The sequence below is a fragment of the Clostridium lentum genome (assembly GCF_014287815.1).
GTDB classification, from domain to species: domain Bacteria; phylum Bacillota; class Clostridia; order Clostridiales; family Clostridiaceae; genus Clostridium; species Clostridium lentum.
Genome location: NZ_JACOOQ010000002.1, coordinates 46,862 through 68,521 on the forward strand (window position 1 = coordinate 46,862; position 21,660 = coordinate 68,521).

Consider the following 21,660-nt stretch of genomic DNA (forward strand, 5'->3'; position numbering starts at 1 on the left):
GTGCAACGATATGTACTGTTTAATTAAAATAGGAAATAACCTAACGGCTATTTCCTGTTTTTTATTCAGCTATATTTATAAATTCAAAGGTTTTAACATTGAAAAGCCCTTTATCTGTAATTTTTATGTCAGGTATAACTGGCAGTGATAAAAATGATAAAGTTAAAAATGGATTAAAGTTTATTGATGGAGCAATTTTATCAATGGCAGCATGTAATTTTACTAAATCATTTATAACCTCATCAGCACTTCTATTAGTAATTAGACCAGCAATTTCTAAGCTTAAAGAAGCAAGAACTAAACCATTTTTCACCACAACTATTCCACCACCTAATCGCTTAATTTCATTACAAGCTAGAATCATATCAGTATCATTAGTACCACATACAATTAAATTATGAGAATCATGAGCTACAGTAGTTGCAATGGCACCAGATTTTAATTTTAATCCTTTAACTACTCCTAAACCTATATTACCTAAATTATGATGTCTTTCTATTACAGCTATCTTTAATAAATCTTCATCAATAGATGGGATGAAAGATTTATCTAAATTTAATGCTGAAATATTTATTTTAAGATGATTAGTTTCTAAGTTATTAGGTATGATTTCAATTACATTTAATTGTGTCTTATTTTCAAGAGATATATTAAAGCTTTCTTTTGTAAGCTTTGGAATATTAATAGTTGGCTCAATGTTAATTTTCGTTACCTCAACAGAGCTATTAGTAATTAGTTTATTATCTTGTACTACAAGTTTACCATTTTTATAAACAGAAGAAATTTTAAAGGTAACTAAAGAATCAAGAATGATAAAGTCTGCAATATATCCAGGAGCAATGGCACCTTTTGTTTTTAAACCATAACATTCGGCGGTATTTAAAGTAGCCATTTGAATTGCTGTCTCTGGACGTAGTCCATCACGGATACACATTTTAATTGAATTATCAATGGAACCATTTTTTAATAAATCATCTATATGTTTATCATCTGTACAAAGACAAAGTCTTCTGCTATTATGTATTGAAGCACCTTTAACTAGTTCATTTAAATTTTTAGCTACAGTACCTTCTCGTATAAGTACGTACATTCCCCTACGAACTCTTTCAATAAGTTCCTCATAAGTGTGACATTCATGATCAGTTTTAATAGATGCAGCAGCATAGCTATTTATTTTATCAATATCAAAGCCAGCTCCATGACCATCTATAATGGAGTTGTTTTCAACTGCATCATAAAGTTTACATATCATATGTTCACTACAGTTAATAACTGATGGGCTATCCATAACTTCTGCAAGTCCTAAAACTCTTTTATTATCATATAATGGCTTTAGGTCTAAGTTATTTAATATAGCACCAGAATTTTCAAAAGGAGTTGATGGAACGCAAGAAGGAAGCATAAAGTAGAAATCTAACGGTAAGTTTTCACTTAAATCCATCATAAGGTTAATGCCTTTTATACCTAATACATTTGCAATTTCATGGGGGTCAACAATCATAGAAGTTATTCCATGAAGTAATGCGGCTTTATAATATTCTTTAGGTGTTAATAGTGAACTTTCAATATGAGCATGTCCATCTATTAAACCAGGACAAATGTACTTTCCAGTACCATCAATTTCAGTTTTTCCTTTATATTCACCTATACCTACTATATATCCATTACAAATTGCAACATCAGAAATGAATGTAGAGTTTTGAAAAACATCTACAATGGTGATGTTTTTTATGACCAAGTCAGAAATTATTTGCTTAGATGCAGCTTGTATGTTTTTGATAAATACATCTTTTTTCATTAATAAATCCACCTCTTTATATGTACTTAACCTTCGTGGACTTTTCTTCATAGTAAATATCATTTACGGTGATATTGTAGAGACGCTTAAACCGTATTATTAAGCTTATACGAAAGTTATTGTTTATATTATAGTAATTTTACGTAACTATGTCAAAGAATAATTTATATAAGCACCAAGATAGTTATAAATTGAAAATAATAATAAATATGAAAAATAAAGTAAAAATGATTTAGTAGAGGAAAGGGAGGAAAAAAAATATAGATAAGTATTTCGAGAGATTTACCTAAATTTAAGGTGTTAAGTGACGAAAATATTTTTTAATGAATAATGAAAGAGATGTTTCACAGGATATAATAAAATTATGCTGAAAAGTTGTTAATGTATGAGGTAGTGTATATAATTATAAGTATGTTTTTAAATAAAAAGTAGGTGGTGAAGTATGTTAGGTCTAATAGGGATAAAAAAGGGTGTAGATGTAAGTATTAGAGAAAAATTAGTGATTTCACCAAGAACTAAAGATTTAATAAGTAACTCATTGAGAAATATTACTGATGAATTTGTAATATTAAGCACATGCAATAGGACAGAAATTTACTTTAAAGGTCAAGGCATAGATAAGGAATTGATATTTGAGGTTTTAAATTGGGATAAGAGTCTTTTAGAGTATGTATTTTACATAGATGGTGAAAGTGCTGTAAAACATCTATTTGAGCTTGCTTGTGGTTTTCATTCCAGAATATTAGGTGAGGATCAAATCTTAGGTCAAATAAGGGATGCTTATTTAGAAGGAGTTGAAAAAGGATATATATTTTCAGAGCTTATGAGACTTTTTGAGGAAGCCATAAGCTGTGGTAAAAGATTTAGGAGTGATACTAAGCTTTATGAGATTCCAGTATCATCGTCTTCTATAGCTGTAAATAAAGTTATAGAAAGTAAAGCTGAAAAATTAATGGTTATGGGTTATGGAACTATAGGAAAGCTAGTGATTAAATATGCTTTAGGTACAGAGCTTAAAGAAATAAACATAGTAGTAAGAGATAAGAGTAAAGTAGAGAAAATTACTGACCAGAGGGTAAATATATTAACTTACAATGAGGCTAGAGAAAGATTAAATGAAATGGATGGGTTAATAAGCTGTACAGCAGCTAGCCATCTTGTAGTTGAAAAATATCATATAAATAAGGAAGGTAAGAATATATTATTGATAGATTTAGCCATGCCAAGAGATATTGATCCACAGCTTCAGAATTATGAAAGAGTACAACTTTTAGATATTGATAAGATAAGCAAGCTTGATGATGAAAATAAGCATTTAAGAGTGGAAAGAATGCAAAAAAATAAATATATTATTGATAAATACATAAAAGAATATATGAATTGGTTGAATTTAAGATGTGTTACCAACTATATTAAAGAATTTAAAGATTCAGGTGATTTTATCGTAAGCCATAGAGTTAAATCTTTTGAAAATAAATGTAAGAATAAAGAAGATGCTAAATTAGCAGAAATACTGATAAAAAGTACGGCAGATTATTATATAAATAGAGCCATAAAAGTGCTAAAGAATGAAAAGGCAAAGGGTAGGGAAGAACAGTGTCTAAGAATTTTAATGGAGATATTTACGAAAAAATAGAATATATGCCAATAACTTTCTTTGCTAATACTTTAAGAGTTGGTATTATTGGAGGGGGAAGAGGTTCATATATTAAAGCAAAGACTTTAAGTAGTAATGGAGTGGAAGTGGAAGTGCTATCAAGAGAATTTATTGATGATTTCCAAAATATTTCAGTTACATTAATAAAAAAAGAATATTATAAAAGATTTATTGAAGATAAACATATGGTCATAATAGCTATATCAGATGAAGAAATTATAGATAATATAATAAGAGATTGTAATTCTTTAGCTAAAATATATATTAATTCTGCAAATTTTAAAAAGGGTATGGGTGTTATTCCAGTGAAAAGGGAAAGCAGTAATATTTTAATGAGTATAAACACCAAGGTTGGTAATCCAAAAGGTGCAGTGATGCTGGCTGATAAACTTCAAAAAGAAATTGTAGGATATGATGATTTTATGGAGTTTACAGGAAATTTAAGAAATACTATTAATATGGAAAATGCAGAAAAGTTAAAGTTACTTTCCTTTGTTAACAGTGAAGATTTTAAATATATATTTGATAAAGGTAAGGGGAAAATAGTATTAGAGTTATTTTATAAGGAGAAAATAAATGAATTTGATTTTAGCAACAAGAAAAAGTAAGCTTGCACAGAAACAGACAGAAACTATTATTGCAATGCTTAAAGAAAAGCAAAAGATAGATGCAAAAAAATTATTAGTAGTTACTGAAGGAGATAAAAGACTAGATGTAACTTTAGATAAGATTGGTGGTAAAGGTCTTTTTGTTAAAGAAATAGAATTTGCTTTATTGGAAGGAAAAGCACAAGGGGCTGTTCATTCAATGAAGGATGTGCCATATGAATTAGCAGAAGATTTTGAATTAGTAGCAATGCCAGAAAGAGAAGACGTAAGAGATGTTTTTGTATCAAGAGATGGAATTTCCTTAAAGAATTTAAGAAAAGGAGCTATAATTGGAACAAGTAGTATTAGAAGAGCAGCACAATTAAGAAAGATAAGAAGTGATTTAAATATTGTACCTATAAGAGGTAATGTAGGCACTAGATTAGAAAAGATGAAAAATGAAGGTATGGATGGGATAATACTTGCAGCAGCAGGTCTTAAGAGACTTGGCATGGAAGATATAATAACAGAATATTTAGATCCAAAGGTATTTATACCGGCTGTTGGTCAAGGTGCATTAGGAATTGAATGTTTAAAAAATAGTGAAAGTAGAAAATATTTTAAGGCACTAGATGATAAAGATACAAGAATTGCTGTAGAGGCAGAAAGAAGTTTTATGAAAAGGCTTAATGGTGGATGCCATACATTAATAGGATGCTATGCTGAAATAAAAAAGGATAATCTTTATATCATAGGAACATTTGAAGTTAATGGCAAAATAGTTGTTAAAGATATAACTGGAAAAAAGGATGATAATATACAATTAGGTATTAAATTAGCAGAAAGCATATTAGAAGTATAGGAGGATTAAAAATGGGCAAAGCATATATAATTGGCACAGGGCCAGGAGATGAGGAGTTATTAACTGTAAAAGCAGTAAAGGTATTAGAAAAATGTACAGCAGTTCTTTATGATAGGCTTGTATCTAATAATATACTAAATTATTTAAAGGAAGATTGTGAAATATATTATTGTGGAAAAGAGCCAGGATGTCATTATAAGACTCAAGAAGAAATAAATGAGATGATTGTAAGTTTGGTAAAGGAAGGCCATGTAGTAGGTAGGATAAAAGGTGGAGATCCATATGTTTTTGGTAGAGGAGGCGAAGAAGTATTAGCTTTAAAGGAAGAAAACTTAGAGTTTGAAGTTATTCCTGGAGTTACTTCTCCTATAGCAGTACTTAATTATGCAGGTATTCCTATAACTCAAAGGGGAATGTCACAAGGATTCCATATAATAACTGGTATGACAGCAGCTGATGAAAAGATTAACTGGAAGGCATTAGCAAAGGAAATAGGTACTTTAGTATTTATGATGGGGCTTGAAAATATTGAAAGAATAATGAGTAATTTATTAGAAAATGGTAAAGATGGTAGTACACCAGCTGCTGTGGTTATGAGAGGTACATCGTCTAAGCAGAAAAAAGTCATTGGTACTGTTGATGACATATGTGTTAAGGTGAGAGAAGTAGGATTAAAGTCTCCATGTATCATAGTGGTTGGAGAAGTAGTATCATTAAATGAAAAATTATCATGGTATGAGAAAAAACCTTTATTTGGAGCAAATATTTGTATAACTAGATCAAGAGAGCAATCTTCAAACTTAAAAAATAAGTTGCGAGATTTAGGTGCAGAAGTTACAGAAATTAATTCTATTAAGAGAAAGTCTACAATGCATAATCTAAATGAAGTAAAGAAAAAGATTGATAAATATGACCATATAATTTTAACCTCTGTAAATGGAGTAAATATGTTCTTTGATTATTTAATTAAAGAGAAAATAGATATTAGAACTATTAAGGCTAATTTCTCAGTTATAGGAAAAGCAACAAGAAAGGCTTTAGAGGCTCGTGGAGTAATGCCTTTTATCATGGCTAGGGAGTTTGTAGGTGAAGGATTATTTAAAGTACTTAATCCATATCTTAAAAAAGGAGAAAATGTACTTATTCCGTGTTCTTCAAGTAGTAGAGAGTATTTAAAGGAAGAAATAGAAGCCTTAGGATTAAATGTTGATAGAGTTCATACTTATGATACAGTATGCGGAGATATGAAAAACAAAAAGGCTCTTGAAGAAGTAGATTATGTATTATTCACAAGTCCAAGCACTGTACATAATATGATTAATGTATTTGGTAAAGAAGAAATAAGCAAGAAGATATCAATAGCCATTGGTAGACAGACTGCTAAGGCATTAAAGTCTAATGATATTCATTGTTATACTTGCAAAAAGCATTCAGAAGAAGGATTTTTGGAAGAAATAATAGGTATAAAGGAGGAATATGATGTTTAGAAGAGGAAGAAGATTAAGAGATACAGTAATTATAAGAGATCTTGTAAGAGAAAATGAGCTTAGTGTGAAAGATTTTATCCTTCCTATTTTTGTGGTGGAAGGTGAAAATATAAAAAGAGAGATAAGCTCTCTTAAAGGAAATTATCATTGGTCAGTAGATAGACTAGGTGAACTTGTAAAGGAATTAAAGGAAACAGCAGTAAGATCAGTAATAATTTTTGGTGTGCCAGAACATAAGGATTGTAAAGGAACAGAAGCTTATAATGAAGATGGAATAGTTCAAAAAGCCATAAGAAAGCTTAGAGAATTAGATGATGAACTGTATATAATAACAGATGTATGTATGTGTGAGTATACAGATCATGGACATTGTGGAATCATTCATGGAAAGAGCATAGATAATGATGAAACTTTAGAGTATTTAGGAAAGATAGCTTTATCACATGCAAAGGCAGGTGCACATATGATTGCACCATCAGATATGATGGATGGAAGAATTGGTCATATTAGAAAGGTTTTAGATGATAATGGCTTTAAAATGACACCTATAATGAGTTATGCAGCAAAATATGCATCAGGATTTTATGGTCCATTTAGAGAAGCAGCTGGTTCAGCTCCACAATTTGGCGATAGAAAGGGATATCAAATGGATCCTGCTAACTCAAGAGAAGCAATGCTAGAAATTGAAGCAGATATAAATGAAGGGGCAGATATTATAATGGTTAAACCAGCTATGTCATATCTTGATATAGTAAGAGAAGCAAGAAATAGATATGATGTACCATTATGCGTATATAATGTCAGTGGAGAATATGCAATGGTTAAGAGTGCAGGAGAAGCAGGACTAATTGATGAAAAAAGAGTTGCTTTAGAAATGCTTATGTCTATGAAAAGAGCTGGTGCAAAAATGATAATGACTTATTATGCAATAGAAGCAGCAAGATGGTTAAAGGAGGATAGTAATTAATGAGAAATGAAGAAATATTTATTAAATCAAACGAATATATGCCAGGTGGAGTTAATTCACCAGTAAGGGCATATAGGGATATGGGAATAAATCCTCCTGTGATGAAGAGTGGAAAAGGTGTAATAATCAAAGATGAAGATGGTAAGGAATATATTGATTTTGTATTAGCATGGGGACCTATGATATTAGGCCATTGTAATGATGAGGTAGTGACTGCCATAAAGGAAATAAGTGAAAGTGCAATAGCCTTTGGAGCACCAACAGAATTAGAACTTCAAATGGCAAAATTTCTATGTGAGGAAATGGATAATGTTGAAATGGTGAGAATGGTTAATTCAGGAACAGAAGCAACTATGAGTGCCATAAAACTAGCTAGAGGATATACCAAGAAAAATAAAATAATCAAATTTGCTGGATGCTATCATGGGCATTTTGATGGATTCTTAGTAGAAGCAGGATCAGGTGTGCTTACAGAAGGCATTGCCGGTTCTCTTGGTATACCACAAGATAGTATAAAAAATACATTAATTGGTGTTTATAATGATGCAGAACAAGTAAGAGGATTATTTGAAGCTTATGGTGATGATATTGCAGCTGTTATTATTGAACCAGTAGCAGGTAATATGGGTGTTATTAAAGCAGATAATGAATTTATGGAAACTCTTAGAGTGCTGTGTGATGAGTATGGCGCATTACTTGTTTTTGATGAGGTAATGAGTGGTTTTAGAGTTGCTTTTAAAGGAGCACAAGAATTATTTAATGTAAGCCCTGATCTTATAACTTATGCTAAGATAATGGGAGGTGGACTTCCAGCAGGTGTTTATGGAGGAAGAAAAGAAATAATGGAAAATCTTTCACCTCTAGGGGGAGTATATCAAGCTGGTACTATGTCTGGAAATCCAATAGTTATGTCAGCAGGACTTGCTACGCTTAATATATTAAAATCTAAGCCAGAAATATATGATAAAATAAATTATTTAGGACAAATGTTACAAAAAGGTGTAGAAAGTATTGCTTCTGAAAATAATATAAATGTAGTGGTAAATAGATTTGGTGGAATGATGACCATATTCTTTACTGATAAAGATACTGTAAGAACATATGAAGATGCTAAAAGTTGTAACTTGGAAATGTTCAAAAAGTATTTCTTATGTATGAATAAGAATGGAATAAATATTCCTCAATCGCAGTTTGAAGCATTATTTTTAAGTAGTGAGCATAATGAAGATCATGTTAAAAAATTCTTATCAGCTTTTAAGGAGTTTGCGGAAAATGAATTCATTGTTTCCATATAGTGAAATACACAATTTATATCTTGAAATGATTGACTTTTCTGACAATTTACAAAAAGGGGAAAAAGTTGTATTATTATTAAGGTCATATAGGTGTGATAAAGAAAAAATATGTGATTTATAGGAGGAAGTAGTAATGTATAGAAAAGAGATTGATAATTTATCTCATTCAGCTGAAGTTAAGATTGGATTATTTAACAAAAGCGTGCCAAAGTACTTAACATCAGCAATGCTTGGAAGCTTATTTGTAAGTTTAGGAATTATGCTTATTTATTCTATTGGTGGAATAATGCATCATGCTGATATTGGAACCTACAAAATAGTAATGGGATTATGTTTTGGTGTTGCTTTAAGTTTAGTGTTCATGGCAGGTGGAGATTTATTTACTAGTAATGCTATGATAATGACTATAGGTGCTTTAGAAAATAAAGTAACATGGCTAGATGCAGTGAAAATATGGGTTGCAGTTTGGATTGGAAATGTAATGGGTGGTGTTATAGGTGCATGCCTATATGTTTACAGTGGTGCTGCTTTAGGAAAAAGCGATTATATAGGTGAGTTTATAGTAGAACAAGTTGCTATAAAAATGGGAACCCCTTCTGGACAATTATTTTTAAGAGGATTACTTTGTAATATATTAGTTTGTTTAGCAACTTGGATGTGCTATAAATTAAAAGAAGAAACAGCTAAATTAATAATGATTTTCTGGTGCTTATTTACATTTATAACTGCAGGTTTTGAACATAGTGTTGCTAATATGGGATTCTTAACTATGGGATTATTACTACCACATGATGCAGCAGTTACAATTGGAGGATGGTTCCACAATATAGCTTGGGTTTCCCTTGGAAACTTTATAGGTGGAGTATTATTTGTAGGATTACCATATTATTTTATTACTGATAAGAAAAAATCTACAAAAGAAGCTGAGAAAGTAGCATAATAAAAAAGATACAGCAAAAGCTGTGTCTTTTTTAATTGATTTTGTAAATCCACCCTTCAGGTGCTTTTATATCACCAAATTGTATCCCATAAAGAATTTTATAAAGTTCTTTTATAACAGGACCTACTTCAGTTTCACTATAGAAGACATGAAGTTTACCTTTATATTCAATTCCACCAATAGGAGTTATGACAGCAGCAGTACCACAGGCACCTGCTTCTTTGAATTCATCTAAATTATCTATATATACCTCTCGTTCATAAACAGGCATATGAAGATATTTTCTAGCTATTTCCATAAGTGAATATTTTGTGATGCTCGGCAATATGGAAGGTGATTTTGGTGTAACAAATTCATTGTTTTTTGTAATACCAAAAAAGTTTGCTGCACCAACTTCTTCAATTTTGGTTTGAGTTGCTGGATCAAGATAAATACAATCGGCAAAGCCTTTGTCAGCAGAGAGTTTGTGTGCTTGAAGAGAAGCGGCATAATTACCCCCAACTTTTGTATGTCCAGTTCCACGAGGAGCTGCTCTGTCATATTCAGCTACATTAAAATTGCAAGGAGTTAATCCTCCTTTAAAGTAAGCACCTACAGGGGTACAGAATACTGAAAAGATATACTCAGGAGCAGGTTTTACGCCAATGTTATGACCAACACCTATGACGAAAGGTCTTAAATATAAAGTTGCACCACTACCATAAGGTGGAACAAAATGTTCATTTGCTTTTACTACTTGTATACATGCATCAATAAATTTTTCCACAGGAATTTCTGGCATAAGAAGTTTTCTTAAGCTAGAATTTAATCTTTCAGCATTTCTATCAGGCCTGAATAATTGAATTGAGCCATCTTTTGTTCTATATGCTTTTAGCCCTTCAAAGCATTGTTGTCCATAATGAAGAGCACAAGATGCTTCACTAATATGGAGATAATTATCATCAGTAAGTGATCCTTTATCCCAATTACCGTCTTTCCAAGTTGATATATATCGGAAATCAGTCTTTATATATTCAAACCCCAAGTTATTCCAATCTAAATCTATAATTTTACTCATAAGTATCACCCTTTTTTATTTATTTTATAATATTTTACCACTACTAACATTAATATGAAATGATAAATGTAGAAAAATAATATTCAAAAATATAAGTAAAATAGTATATAATCAATTTATGATATTGTATGAGGAGGATAAAAATGAATAAAGAAATAATATCAACTAAAAAAGCACCATCAGCAATTGGACCATACTCTCAAGGAATGATAGTAGGAGATTTAGTATTTACTTCTGGTCAAATTCCATTAAATCCTGAAAATGGAGAATTAGTAACTGAAATTAGCAAAGCAACTGTACAAGTTATGGCAAATCTTTCAGCTGTCTTAGAAGCAGCAGGAAGTTCTTTAGAAAAGGTGATTAAAACAACGATTTTTCTTCAAGACCTTAATGATTTTGAAAAAGTTAATGAAATTTATGGGGATTATTTCAAGGATAACCTACCAGCAAGAAGTTGTGTACAAGTAGCTAAGTTACCTAAGGGAGCAATTATAGAAATAGAGGCTATAGCTATTAAATAGTATAAAATTCAATGAAAAGTTTAAAAAAAGCTAAATTATTATTAAAAATGATTTAGTTTTTTGATTAAAAATTTACATATATTTAAATAATATTTAGAGAAATAAAAAATAAGCAGAAATGCCTGTTATTATAGCAAAATTTGCAGTATAATAAGTACATATTACATATGTTGAAAAAAATAGAAAAGATTCTATTAAAAGATGATAATGAGTATATTTCTTCTGTTATAATAGAAGTGGTTAAAGAAAATTTAGATAGCAAATTAATATGCAAATATACGTTGTATATTTGCATATATTATTTATAGAACAATACATATTTATTGAAAGGAAAATAATAAATGAAAAAGATAATAGCTATTTTTACGGTTTTCATTATGATATCTGCAACAATGATATCATGCAAAAAAGATGAAAAAACTACAATTAACTTTTTAAATTGGGGAGAAAATATTGCAGAAGGGTTAATAGATGAGTTTGAAGAAAAATATAATATAAAAGTAAATGAAGTATTTGTTGATGATAATGAAGCAATGTATCAGGAACTTACTTCAGGTAAGACTCAATATGATGTGGCAGTACCAGGAGATTATATGGTGGAAAGACTGATTTCGGAAGGTAGATTAGAAGCGTTAGATAAACAAAATATTCCTAATTGGACTGAACTTTTATCAAGTAATTTAAATAAAAGCTTTGATCCAGGTAATGTTTATTCGCTTCCATATATGAATGGAACTATAGGAATAATATATAACACAGAACTAATTAGTGAAGATATAAATAGTTGGAGTGACATGTGGAATCCTAAATATAAAGATGAAATATTTGTTTTAGATTCTCAAAGAGATGCTATAGGTATGGCACTTAAATATTTAGGATATCCATTAAATAGCACTGATGAAGTAGAACTTTCAGCGGCTAAAGCTGCCTTAATTGAGCAAAAGAAATTAGGAACTATTTATGGAGCTGATAATGTTAAAGATTTAATGATATCTGGTGAGAGAGCTATTGCAATGATTTGGTCAGGAGAAGGACTTACTTTAGCAGATGAATATGATTATTTAAAATATATAGTACCAAAGGAAGGTGCTAATTTCTGGATAGATTCATTAGTAATTCCAAAAGGCACAAAAAATAAATCAGCAGCAGAAACATTTATTAACTTTTTATGTGAAAAAGACAGTGCGTATAGAGTTGCCGAGGAAATAGGTTATACTACTCCACATGAAGGTGCTATGATGGAGCAGGATGAGGAGGTAAGAAATAATCCAGGTGCATATATGCCAGAAGAAATTATGAATAGATGTGAAAGTTATAAGTATTTAAATGAAGAAGAATTATTAAAATACGAAAAAGTATGGTTGGAAGTGAAGAGCTAAAAATAGTAGTATAATGAATAAAGTTGGTATATAATAAATAATAAATGGTGCTTAGGAGGGTAAGCTGAATGGATAAGATAATTGATTTTAATGAACTTAAGAACAAAGTAAATGAAAAAGACATAGATAATTTCGAGTCTTATATATATAGCTTATACTATAAGATGGCTGAAGGTAAATTGACTATGGCTGAATTCACAAAAGAAATGACAGCATATATGGAAAATAACAATATTTCTCAAGATAAATTTTTAAAGATTCAAACTAAACTTATGGAGAGATATGGATTAGATACTAAAGGTTTTGAAGAGCAAATTAAATCACTAGGTTTAGATAAATTAACTAATAATTCGCTAGATTATGAACAAGCTAGGAAGACCATGAGTTTTCAGGAGAAATATAAAGATAGAATTAAGGTAAAGCCAACTACTGAATATTACATCAAAAATGATAAAAATAATGTAATTATCTTATTAGATGATCATAATGTAATAATAAGAAGCAAAGATAAAGTTGACTTAGTTGATACTGAATTAAATGAATTTTTATGTTCATATAAGAAGACTTTAAATGATGATAAATTAAAAGTTATTATTTGTGATTATAGCAAAGCATATGATTACTAAAATTTAGAAAGAAATTTCTATTTATTTTAGCTTAATATAATGTATAATAAATAGAGTGTGAATTTATGTTTCGCACTCTATTTTTACGCTTAGGAGGAATAAGATGAGTGTACTAACAGTAAAGAATATCAGCCATGGTTTTGGCGATAGAGCTATATTTGAAGATGTATCATTTAGATTACTTAAAGGTGAGCACGTAGGATTAATAGGTGCTAACGGTGAAGGTAAATCTACTTTTATGAATATAATTACAGGAAAGCTTATGCCTGATGAAGGAAAAGTAATTTGGAGCAATAGAGTTAGAGTTGGCTACATGGATCAACATGCTGAACTTGAAAAAGGATTAACTATAAGAGAAGTACTAAGAAGTGCATTTAAATACCTATTTGATATGGAAGCAGAAATGAATGAGCTTTATGGAAGAATGGGAGAAATGACTGATGATGAAATGAATAAGGCCCTTGAAAGAACAGCGGTTATTCAAGATATGCTAGATAACAATGGGTTTTATGTAATAGATGCAAAAGCAGAAGAAGTAGCAAAAGGTCTTGGACTTTTAGATGTAGGTTTAGATAGAGATGTTACTGAGCTTAGTGGAGGACAAAGAACTAAGGTACTACTGGCAAAATTATTACTAGAAACACCAGATATATTATTACTTGATGAGCCTACTAACTATCTTGATGAAGAACATATAGAGTGGTTAAAGAGATTCTTACAAAATTATGAAAATGCTTTTATATTAATATCCCATGATATTCCATTCTTAAATTCAGTAATTAATTTAATATATCATGTGGAAAATAGACAGCTTACAAGATATGTTGGTGATTACTATGAATTCCAAAGAATATATGAAGCAAATAAGGCACAATTACAAGCTGCTTATGAAAGACAACAAGCTGAAGTAGCACAACTTAAAGATTTCGTTGCAAGAAATAAAGCAAGAGTTGCTACAAGTGGTATGGCTAAGGCTAGACAAAAGAAGCTTGATAAGATGGAAATGATTGAACTTGCAGCTGAAAAACCAAAGCCAGAGTTTAACTTTAAGCAAGGAAGAACTTCAGGTAAGGTTATCTTTGAAACTAAGGATCTTGTTATAGGATACAATGAACCATTAACAAAACCATTAAATATATCAATGGAAAGAGGTCAAAAGATTGCTCTTGTTGGAGCAAATGGTTTAGGAAAGACGACTCTTTTAAAGAGCTTAATGGGCAAAATACCTGCACTTAGTGGAGAGGTTCATTTAGGAGATTATCAGCAAATAGGTTATTTTGAACAAGAAATAAAAGAAGCAAACTATAATACTTGTATTGAAGAAGTTTGGGAGCAATTCCCGTCTAAGACTCAATATGAAATAAGATCTGCTTTAGCAAAATGTGGTTTAACAACTAAGCATATTGAAAGTAAAGTTTGCGTATTAAGTGGGGGAGAACAAGCAAAGGTAAGATTATGTAAGCTTATTAATGAAGAAACAAATATCTTAATCTTAGACGAACCTACTAATCACTTAGATGTTGAAGCTAAGGATGAACTTAAGAAAGCCATTAGAGAATACAAAGGATCAGTTCTTCTAGTATGTCACGAACCTGAATTTTACAGAGATGTAGTTACTGATATTTGGAACTGTGAGGATTGGACAACTAAAGTAGTTTAGTGGTTAAGTTAGAGATAGAGTTAATTATGAATTATCAGTGATGAATGCTTAGGAAAATTAAAAATTAAAAATGGAAAATTAATTTGATTGGTTGAATTTTAGTGCATTAATATGAAGTGATAAGTAGCATGAGAAATATAACTTTATAGTTAATAAATAAGAGATAGAAGTTAATAGTTAATGAAGAAACTCCTTTAGGGGAGTTTCTTTCAGTTTGTTGAAAAACCCCCTGTTAAAAAAGCAGAGGGTTTTTGTTTACTAGTTGTGGATAAAGTTTGAAATACATAATATAATTAAAATTACTAATATAATATGAAAATAACAAAGATAGTCTTGTTGCTATCTTTTTCATATTCTGTACTGCTGCAGTTAGCAGACATTGTTCGGACACTTTTTCGTGTCCACGGAAGCGAGCATAGCGAAGCCCATGCAGATTTTTTGAATCTGCGAAGCTTCGCTCAACCGTTTCTTTCCTTCTATTGTAAATACCTTTTCCCTTCTCGGTTTTAAGAAAATTTTTATTATCGTCTTTATGATTTTCCCAAACATGTCTTCTAATTATTTTATATTTAGCTTTTTCTCCAAGGCATTTATCTTTGTGAGGACAACACATACATATTTCTTCAAAGCATCTGTATTCCTTATAGCCTTCACGGGTCGTTGTTTTATATATTAGTGCAACATTATTGGGACAAATATATATGTCTTTATCATAATCATATATATACTTATTCTTTGTATACATTCCTTTTTTATGAGGAGAACGTCTATATGCAACAACAGGTATTATATCTCTATCTGTTATTCCTTTAAAAATAGGATTAGTTGAATATCCTGCATCTAAACCAAGATACTTAGGTTTTATATTAAATGTTTCTTTAATTCTATCTATTCTCTTTAATATCGGTTCGCTATCGCTTACGTTACCAGGGGTAACATGAACATCCATAATTATATTGTTTTTACTATCTACAGTTCTATGGTCTAAATAAAAAAAGCCTTCGGGTTTATTATCTCTCATCATATATCCACTATCAGGATCAGTTGTACTTTTCTTAATTTCTTTTGTTTCTTTTTTGAATTTTCTTGGTTTTAAAGGCTTTTTATTACGATTCTCTCTATCTTCATTAACATCAATATCTAACTGTTCTATATATTCCTTAGGAGTTACGTCTACTTCAACTTTTTCAAACTTTCTTTTATTAGCATTTGCTTTTATATGAGTTGAATCAGAATAAAGAATTTTACCTCCAACTAAACCTTTTTCTATAGATTGAAGAACTATATTATCAAATATTTTCTGTGGAATATCAGTACCTTTAAATCTTCTAATTCTATTCTGACTTATTGTAGATGAATCTGGAATTTTCTCTGTAATTGAATATCCTAAAAACCATCTATATGCTAAATTTACTTCTATATCTTTAACTAACTGCCTTTTGGAGCGTATGCCATAAAGATATCCTATAAATAACATTTTAAATAATACTACTGGATCAACAGCTGGTCGACCATTTGTATGATAATACAAATCCCTAGTTAAATCCCTAATGAATGAAAAATCTATATATTTATCAATTTTCCTTAATAAATGGTCTTGTGGGACTAATTCTTCTAACATTACTACTTCTATTTCACTTTGTGCTTCTTTTCTTTCGTTTATCATTGATAAAACCTCTATGTAACAAATTTATATATTTTAAATTATATTACATATTTGGATAAAAATAAAGACTGCTGACACTTTGTCAACAGTCTGGAAGAAACTCCTTTAGGGGAGTTTCTTTTTGTTTATAGTGAAAAGAATGAGTCAGATAAACTGTTATTGAAATTATTAGAATATATGGTAAAATTATATATAAAAAGGGGTTTTGTTTAATGAAAAATAAAGATGAAGATAGTAAAATTTTTTTTTTTAATATTACAAAATTAAAAACTGATAAAGATTATTTTATTTTGCTTGTTTTATTTTTACTTGTTATTTATGGAGTTCTTATTATGAGCATAGGCTTTTATGGATTTGATTTAAGTGAAACTAGAACATTGAAAAATTTAAGTATAATGATTATTGATACTTATTTTCTATTAAATGTTTTATTTTGTAAGAAAAATTTTAAAAAATAATAAAGGAATTATAGGAATTAGAAAGATAATATTATATTTAATTTTATCAGGAACAATTACAGTTGGATTTTTATCGTCAGTATCATGACATATAATTTATGCAACAACATAGGAAGCTACAGTTACTGATGTATTAAAAAATATGCTATTTTGTGTGGAATTGCGATAAAGGACTATCTAAAATTTAATGATGTTTCATCAAGGTACATTAACTACAAAATTTTAAAATAATTGTACAAATGGTTGTTAATAGTAAACTGAATGTATTATTTGTGAGGATCTGTGCATAGAATAGTTTGTTTGTTTTACATGTGATAAAGTGGTATGGAGGTATTTATGAATAAGATAAAATTAGTATGTACAATAAGTATAATAACCATAATTGGTGGTACTCTGTTTGGTTGTAATAATCAAAGTTCAAAGCAAACAGTAAATGATACAAGTAACAGTATGATTAGTGATTCTGATAGTAGTAAACTACAACAAATAGTAGATGATACTAAAGCAAATGAAGATATTAAAACAACAGATATACCGGATGTAGTAAGTAAAGTAGAAGGAAGGAGAAACGAGTATATAGAGAGATTAGATAACATACAAAAAAAGCTTGATGAATTACCAGAAAAGAAGAATGCCGATGAAGGTATTACAAATGCTATGAAGAGTTATTATGGAAAAGCTTATGAAATGTATGATAAAGAACTCAATGATATTTATGCTTTGCTAAAAGAGGAGTTATCTCCAGAGATAATGAATGATTTAGAAATTAAACAGCTTAAATGGATAGAGGAGAAAGAGGGAAAAGCTAGGGAAGAAGAAGCAAAGTTCAAAGGAGGAACTTTTGAGCCTGTTGCAGGATATATAGTTTTGTATGAAGCAACTAAGGAAAAATGTTATGAATTAGTAAATCAGTATATGACAGATTAATTAAAATAAAAGTTAGTACATTTTAGTGCTAGCTTTTTATATACTTTAAATTTACATAAGAGTCATTACAGTATAAAATAGATAGGGAAAATATCACAATAACAAATAGAGGATGGACAAAACTTATTGGACCAATTATGCTTATTGGAACTTTAGGGTATGTAATAGGAACTTATTTTGGGATAATTGTAGGTGGCTTATTAGGAGCATAGTAATGAATAAAGCATTCATATACACATGGTTAGATATTTAAAGATGTGTAATATGGGGCTTATTATTTTTGGCTTTATAATGAAATATAGATAGAAGATTTTTATAGGGAGGAATTAAAAAGTGAAAGAAAATAAATTAATTATGAAGCTATTAAAATAGATTGGAAATGGTAATAAGCTGCCTATACATGAAAAGTGGAGGTGGTTTTTTATGTTTAAGATAAAAGTAAAGCTTTAGAATGTATATTTAAAGACAAAGTATTGATAAAAAAATATCAAGAAATAATAGAAAATGTGATAAAAAACAGAATAAGTGCTAAAAAAATACTAAAAGTGTGATAAAAATCACGGTAATAAGTGGTAATGTAAGTTATTATATTAACAAGAGATAGTTATAAAAATAACAAATGATGATGGAGGAAATTTAATGTTTAAGGAAGAGTTTAACAAAGTTGCAGGTGCAGCTAGTGCAAAAAATCAATTATTAAAAAATAATAAGCTAGGATATTTTATTTCATCTATGTTAGCAGGAATCTATGTAGGTATGGCCATAATGCTTATTTTTACAATTGGAGGATTACTTACAGCAGCAGGATCAGCAGCCACTAAGATCATAATGGGTATTTCTTTTGGAGGAGCTTTAAGCTTAGTTGTTTTTGCTGGCTCTGAATTATTTACTGGTAATAATTTTATCATGACAGTTGGATCATTAAATAAAGCTGTATCATGGATAGATACTATAAAAGTGTGGGTAGCAGCTTTTATTGGTAATTTAGCAGGATCAATACTTGCAGGATATATGTTCTATTTAACAGGGCTTGCTAAAGGATCAGTTGGAGAATTTATTGCAAATACGGCAGCTACCAAGATGAGTTTGCCAGCTAGTGAATTATTCTTTAGAGGGGTATTTTGTAATATACTAGTTTGTTTAGCAGTATGGTGTACTTTTAGATGTAAAGATGATATATCAAAATTAGTAATGATATTCTGGTGCCTATTTATCTTTATAACATGTGGTTTTGAACATAGTGTTGCTAATATGACATTACTTACTATAGCACTTTTAGCTCCAGGAACAGCAGCAGTAAGCATATCTGGATATATTTATAATATAGGAATGGTTACTTTAGGTAATATGGTTGGAGGAATACTATTTGTAGCAATTCCATATTACTTAATATCAAAAAAATCACAATAAGATAATTAATAAGAGCTCTAATTTAGTTTGCTAAATTAGAGTTTTTTTTATTAAAATGTATAAGAAAATAATATGATAATATAGATATGTTATTGTATATTATAGATAGAAGAAAGGTTGGAATTGAAATGATAAAACCAATTATGAAAGATGTATTATTTTTAGCACAGAAATCAGAAGAAGCCACTAAGGATGATCTATATATTGTTGATGATTTGATAGATACATTAAGAGCTAATTTAGATGATTGTGTAGGTATGGCTGCAAATATGATAGGTGTTAAGAAACGTATTATAGTATTTTCAGTAGGAGAGATGATAGTTCCAATGATTAATCCTATAATAACAGATAAAAAAATTCTTATGAAACGGAAGAATGTTGTTTGTCACTAACTGGATTTAGAAAGACTAATAGATATGAAAGTATAGAAGTTGAGTACTTTGATAAAGAGTTTAAAAAACAAAAAGGAAAATTTACAGGATTTGTAGCTCAGATTATCCAGCATGAAATTGATCATTGTAATGGAATAATAATTTAATAAATAATTATTTAATAGTAATGAAGCACTTTTAATGCTTCATTTTTTCTTCAATAAAAAAAATAAAAAACAGTGTTATGATGAAAAATAGAATAAATCTGAGAAAAATGGAAAAAAATGATTGACGAAACTTAGTGTAAATGATAACATAAAAATGTTAAAGAAAGGTTGTGTGTTAATGTGAAGCTATATATTAAAAAAATATTTTGTTTTTTATTAGGATGTTTTATTATTCAAATAGGATGTGCTGCTTTTATAAATGCAAATACAGGGGGAGATTCTTGTGTAGTATTTATTCAAGGAATAAGTAAGGCATTAAATATTACTGTAGGTTCTGCAAATTACATATTTATGTTTTGTGCTTTAGTACTATTATTAATTTTTGCAAGGAATAAAATAAGTTTAGGAACTTTTTTAGCTACACTTGCTGCAGGAATGTTTTTAGATATAGCCAATGAAGCTATACAAAAGTTATCTATTGAATCAATGCCTTTTGTGGTACGTATACTTGTAGTTGCTATAAGTTGTGTAGTTATTTCTATTGGTTTTTCAATTCAAAAAACTGCTAATTTAGGAGTGGCGCCACATGATGAAATTCCATTTGTAATTTCAGAATCATTTAAAATTCAATATAGATGGATTAGAATTTGTTTAGATTTAACATATGTAGTTGCTGGATACTTATTAGGTGGAGTTTTTGGTTTAGGAACAATTGTAGCAACATTACTTTTAGGACCTACAATTCAATTTTTCTTACCTATAGTTGAAAGACCAGTAAAAAAGTTTTTAGGTACTAGTACAGCAATAGTTTAGTTATATAAAATATTAAAGCATTAATAAAGAGAATGCTTTTTTTGGACAAGACTTTAATGATTTAATATACATATAAAAAGAGTTAGGAATTTTCCTAACTCTTTTTATTTAGTAAGGACTTAATCCTTATTAGCAGCTGTGTTGCTAGCACAATTATAGGCACAAGAAAGCATGTTCACAGGTGATTCATATGGCTTTAACCATTCTTTTTTTACAGCTAATGCTGTAAGAGCTGTATGACCTTCTACCATTTGACCTATAGCAGCAGAGTAAATAGCTCTAAGTTCAGGAGTAGTACTTGTTAAAGCATAAGTAAGATAAAGCATTGCTCCATCTTTTGCTGCTGTCAGCATACTTTCAGATATTACCTTATCATCAATATTTACATTGTCTTTAATCAAATCTCCAATTACTTTTAGCATTTTACTATTCCTCCTTATTAGTTAAAATGTTATTTTCATTAATGAATTGAATTAATCCATTTATTCTTCCTTCTGCAGCTAGAATGCTTGATTCTGACTGTCTCTTTAAATCTTCATCTGTAATTACAGTGTTTAAAGCTCTTTGCATTTTAAGGCCGTCGCTTTCAGCTTTTAATATAGCTGTTAAAGATAAAATTTCAACTTGTGAAAGTTGCTTCATATTGATATCACTCCTAATAAAATTTTTAAAAATTAAAAAACATATATCTTAGGATGTGTCATAAGCTTTAAATTATCCTAGGAATTTTATGCAATAAAAATAAAATAAAATTATATTGACTTATTCCGACAAAAAAGTATATAATGTCTTCAAGAAAACTAGTCCTTTAAATTTAGTCCAGAGAGACTAATAAGGTCGAAAGAATACGGCAGATAAAATAATTAGATAGAATTAAAGAATAGCGTGATATATGCAAAATATGAAAGTATTTTACGTGCTTAATATGAATATCTAATTATATGTGTAAACGACCTTTCTATATTTTTAGAAGGGTCGTTTTTTGCACATAAGTACTGGTTTTCCTAAATAT

General features: G+C 29.5%; 21 protein-coding genes, 1 pseudogene and 1 riboswitch. Of the genes and pseudogenes, 17 read left to right on the forward strand and 5 right to left on the reverse strand.

Translation table 11 applies throughout. The features are described 5' to 3' along the window. Nucleotides 1-61 precede the first annotated feature (61 nt). Nucleotides 62-1,798: an adenine deaminase gene (ade, locus tag H8R92_RS01730; RefSeq protein ID WP_186834541.1), complete on the reverse strand. Its 1,737-nt coding sequence runs from the start codon at nucleotides 1,796-1,798 to the stop codon at nucleotides 62-64. A 30-nt stretch (nucleotides 1,799-1,828) separates the two neighbouring features. Continuing rightward, a riboswitch (purine riboswitch) is annotated at nucleotides 1,829-1,931 on the reverse strand. Nucleotides 1,932-2,240: 309 nt separating this feature from the next. On the opposite strand from ade, the gene hemA reads away from it, so the two are divergent. From hemA to H8R92_RS01770, 8 genes are read left to right on the forward strand one after another with little or no spacing between them, the layout of a single operon-like run. Then, nucleotides 2,241-3,434 carry a glutamyl-tRNA reductase gene (hemA, locus tag H8R92_RS01735; protein WP_022213138.1) on the forward strand — a complete coding sequence of 398 codons (1,194 nt, stop codon included), beginning with the start codon at nucleotides 2,241-2,243 and terminating at the stop codon, nucleotides 3,432-3,434. Beyond that, nucleotides 3,395-4,063 (forward strand): NAD(P)-dependent oxidoreductase, encoded by a 669-nt coding sequence (locus H8R92_RS01740; RefSeq protein WP_022213137.1) that lies wholly within the window; start codon nucleotides 3,395-3,397, stop codon nucleotides 4,061-4,063. Before hemA ends, H8R92_RS01740 begins: the two co-directional genes overlap by 40 nt. Next, nucleotides 4,032-4,904: a hydroxymethylbilane synthase gene (gene hemC, locus H8R92_RS01745; protein ID WP_022213136.1), complete on the forward strand. Its 873-nt coding sequence runs from the start codon at nucleotides 4,032-4,034 to the stop codon at nucleotides 4,902-4,904. Before H8R92_RS01740 ends, hemC begins: the two co-directional genes overlap by 32 nt. An 11-nt stretch (nucleotides 4,905-4,915) precedes the next feature. Beyond that, on the forward strand, nucleotides 4,916-6,391 hold the full coding sequence (cobA, locus tag H8R92_RS01750) for a uroporphyrinogen-III C-methyltransferase (protein ID WP_186834542.1): 1,476 nt from the start codon (nucleotides 4,916-4,918) through the stop codon (nucleotides 6,389-6,391). Further along, nucleotides 6,384-7,358 (forward strand): porphobilinogen synthase, encoded by a 975-nt coding sequence (hemB, locus tag H8R92_RS01755; protein WP_022213134.1) that lies wholly within the window; start codon nucleotides 6,384-6,386, stop codon nucleotides 7,356-7,358. Before cobA ends, hemB begins: the two co-directional genes overlap by 8 nt. Beyond that, nucleotides 7,358-8,653: a glutamate-1-semialdehyde 2,1-aminomutase gene (hemL, locus tag H8R92_RS01760; protein ID WP_022213133.1), complete on the forward strand. Its 1,296-nt coding sequence runs from the start codon at nucleotides 7,358-7,360 to the stop codon at nucleotides 8,651-8,653. The genes hemB and hemL overlap by 1 nt, the downstream gene beginning before the upstream one ends. After that, complete coding sequence (locus tag H8R92_RS01765; protein ID WP_186834543.1) at nucleotides 8,631-8,774, forward strand: hypothetical protein; 144 nt, start codon at nucleotides 8,631-8,633, stop codon at nucleotides 8,772-8,774. The genes hemL and H8R92_RS01765 overlap by 23 nt, the downstream gene beginning before the upstream one ends. Nucleotides 8,775-8,786: 12 nt before the next feature. Continuing rightward, nucleotides 8,787-9,593, forward strand: coding sequence for a formate/nitrite transporter family protein (locus H8R92_RS01770; protein WP_022213131.1), 807 nt, complete (start codon nucleotides 8,787-8,789; stop codon nucleotides 9,591-9,593). Between the two features lie 31 nt (nucleotides 9,594-9,624). Here H8R92_RS01770 and H8R92_RS01775 read toward each other — a convergent pair whose 3' ends face one another. Then, nucleotides 9,625-10,650 (reverse strand): branched-chain amino acid aminotransferase, encoded by a 1,026-nt coding sequence (locus H8R92_RS01775; protein ID WP_022213130.1) that lies wholly within the window; start codon nucleotides 10,648-10,650, stop codon nucleotides 9,625-9,627. A gap of 143 nt (nucleotides 10,651-10,793) precedes the next feature. Between H8R92_RS01775 and H8R92_RS01780 the strand changes: the two genes are divergently transcribed. From H8R92_RS01780 to H8R92_RS01795, 4 genes are all read left to right on the forward strand, one after another. Next, entirely contained in the window at nucleotides 10,794-11,171 is a 378-nt protein-coding gene (locus H8R92_RS01780; RefSeq protein ID WP_022213129.1) for a RidA family protein, read from the forward strand. Nucleotides 11,172-11,512: 341 nt separating this feature from the next. Continuing rightward, complete coding sequence (locus H8R92_RS01785; protein ID WP_022213128.1) at nucleotides 11,513-12,550, forward strand: ABC transporter substrate-binding protein; 1,038 nt, start codon at nucleotides 11,513-11,515, stop codon at nucleotides 12,548-12,550. Between the two features lie 68 nt (nucleotides 12,551-12,618). Continuing rightward, nucleotides 12,619-13,176, forward strand: a complete 558-nt coding sequence (locus tag H8R92_RS01790; RefSeq protein WP_186834544.1) for a DUF3867 domain-containing protein — start codon at nucleotides 12,619-12,621, stop codon at nucleotides 13,174-13,176. A gap of 103 nt (nucleotides 13,177-13,279) precedes the next feature. Next, nucleotides 13,280-14,836 carry an ABC-F family ATP-binding cassette domain-containing protein gene (locus tag H8R92_RS01795; RefSeq protein ID WP_186834545.1) on the forward strand — a complete coding sequence of 519 codons (1,557 nt, stop codon included), beginning with the start codon at nucleotides 13,280-13,282 and terminating at the stop codon, nucleotides 14,834-14,836. Between the two features lie 232 nt (nucleotides 14,837-15,068). Here the strand turns inward: H8R92_RS01795 and H8R92_RS01800 are convergent, their stop codons facing one another. Beyond that, nucleotides 15,069-16,502: an IS1182 family transposase gene (locus H8R92_RS01800; protein WP_186834546.1), complete on the reverse strand. Its 1,434-nt coding sequence runs from the start codon at nucleotides 16,500-16,502 to the stop codon at nucleotides 15,069-15,071. A gap of 212 nt (nucleotides 16,503-16,714) precedes the next feature. On the opposite strand from H8R92_RS01800, the gene H8R92_RS01805 reads away from it, so the two are divergent. From H8R92_RS01805 to H8R92_RS01830, 5 genes and pseudogenes are all read left to right on the forward strand, one after another. Continuing rightward, nucleotides 16,715-16,960: a hypothetical protein gene (locus tag H8R92_RS01805; RefSeq protein WP_186834547.1), complete on the forward strand. Its 246-nt coding sequence runs from the start codon at nucleotides 16,715-16,717 to the stop codon at nucleotides 16,958-16,960. Between the two features lie 336 nt (nucleotides 16,961-17,296). Then, nucleotides 17,297-17,887 (forward strand): lysozyme inhibitor LprI family protein, encoded by a 591-nt coding sequence (locus tag H8R92_RS01810; protein WP_186834548.1) that lies wholly within the window; start codon nucleotides 17,297-17,299, stop codon nucleotides 17,885-17,887. Between the two features lie 639 nt (nucleotides 17,888-18,526). After that, nucleotides 18,527-19,297 carry a formate/nitrite transporter family protein gene (locus H8R92_RS01820; protein ID WP_022167504.1) on the forward strand — a complete coding sequence of 257 codons (771 nt, stop codon included), beginning with the start codon at nucleotides 18,527-18,529 and terminating at the stop codon, nucleotides 19,295-19,297. Nucleotides 19,298-19,425: 128 nt separating this feature from the next. After that, nucleotides 19,426-19,835, forward strand: a pseudogene (locus H8R92_RS01825) (peptide deformylase). A 180-nt stretch (nucleotides 19,836-20,015) separates the two neighbouring features. Further along, nucleotides 20,016-20,648: a YczE/YyaS/YitT family protein gene (locus H8R92_RS01830; protein WP_207722788.1), complete on the forward strand. Its 633-nt coding sequence runs from the start codon at nucleotides 20,016-20,018 to the stop codon at nucleotides 20,646-20,648. A gap of 119 nt (nucleotides 20,649-20,767) precedes the next feature. Here H8R92_RS01830 and H8R92_RS01835 read toward each other — a convergent pair whose 3' ends face one another. Together H8R92_RS01835 and H8R92_RS01840 are read right to left on the reverse strand one after the other, a co-directional pair. Beyond that, entirely contained in the window at nucleotides 20,768-21,070 is a 303-nt protein-coding gene (locus H8R92_RS01835; protein WP_186834550.1) for a spore coat protein, read from the reverse strand. A gap of 4 nt (nucleotides 21,071-21,074) precedes the next feature. Continuing rightward, nucleotides 21,075-21,290 carry a hypothetical protein gene (locus H8R92_RS01840; RefSeq protein ID WP_022167508.1) on the reverse strand — a complete coding sequence of 72 codons (216 nt, stop codon included), beginning with the start codon at nucleotides 21,288-21,290 and terminating at the stop codon, nucleotides 21,075-21,077. Nucleotides 21,291-21,660 lie beyond the last annotated feature (370 nt).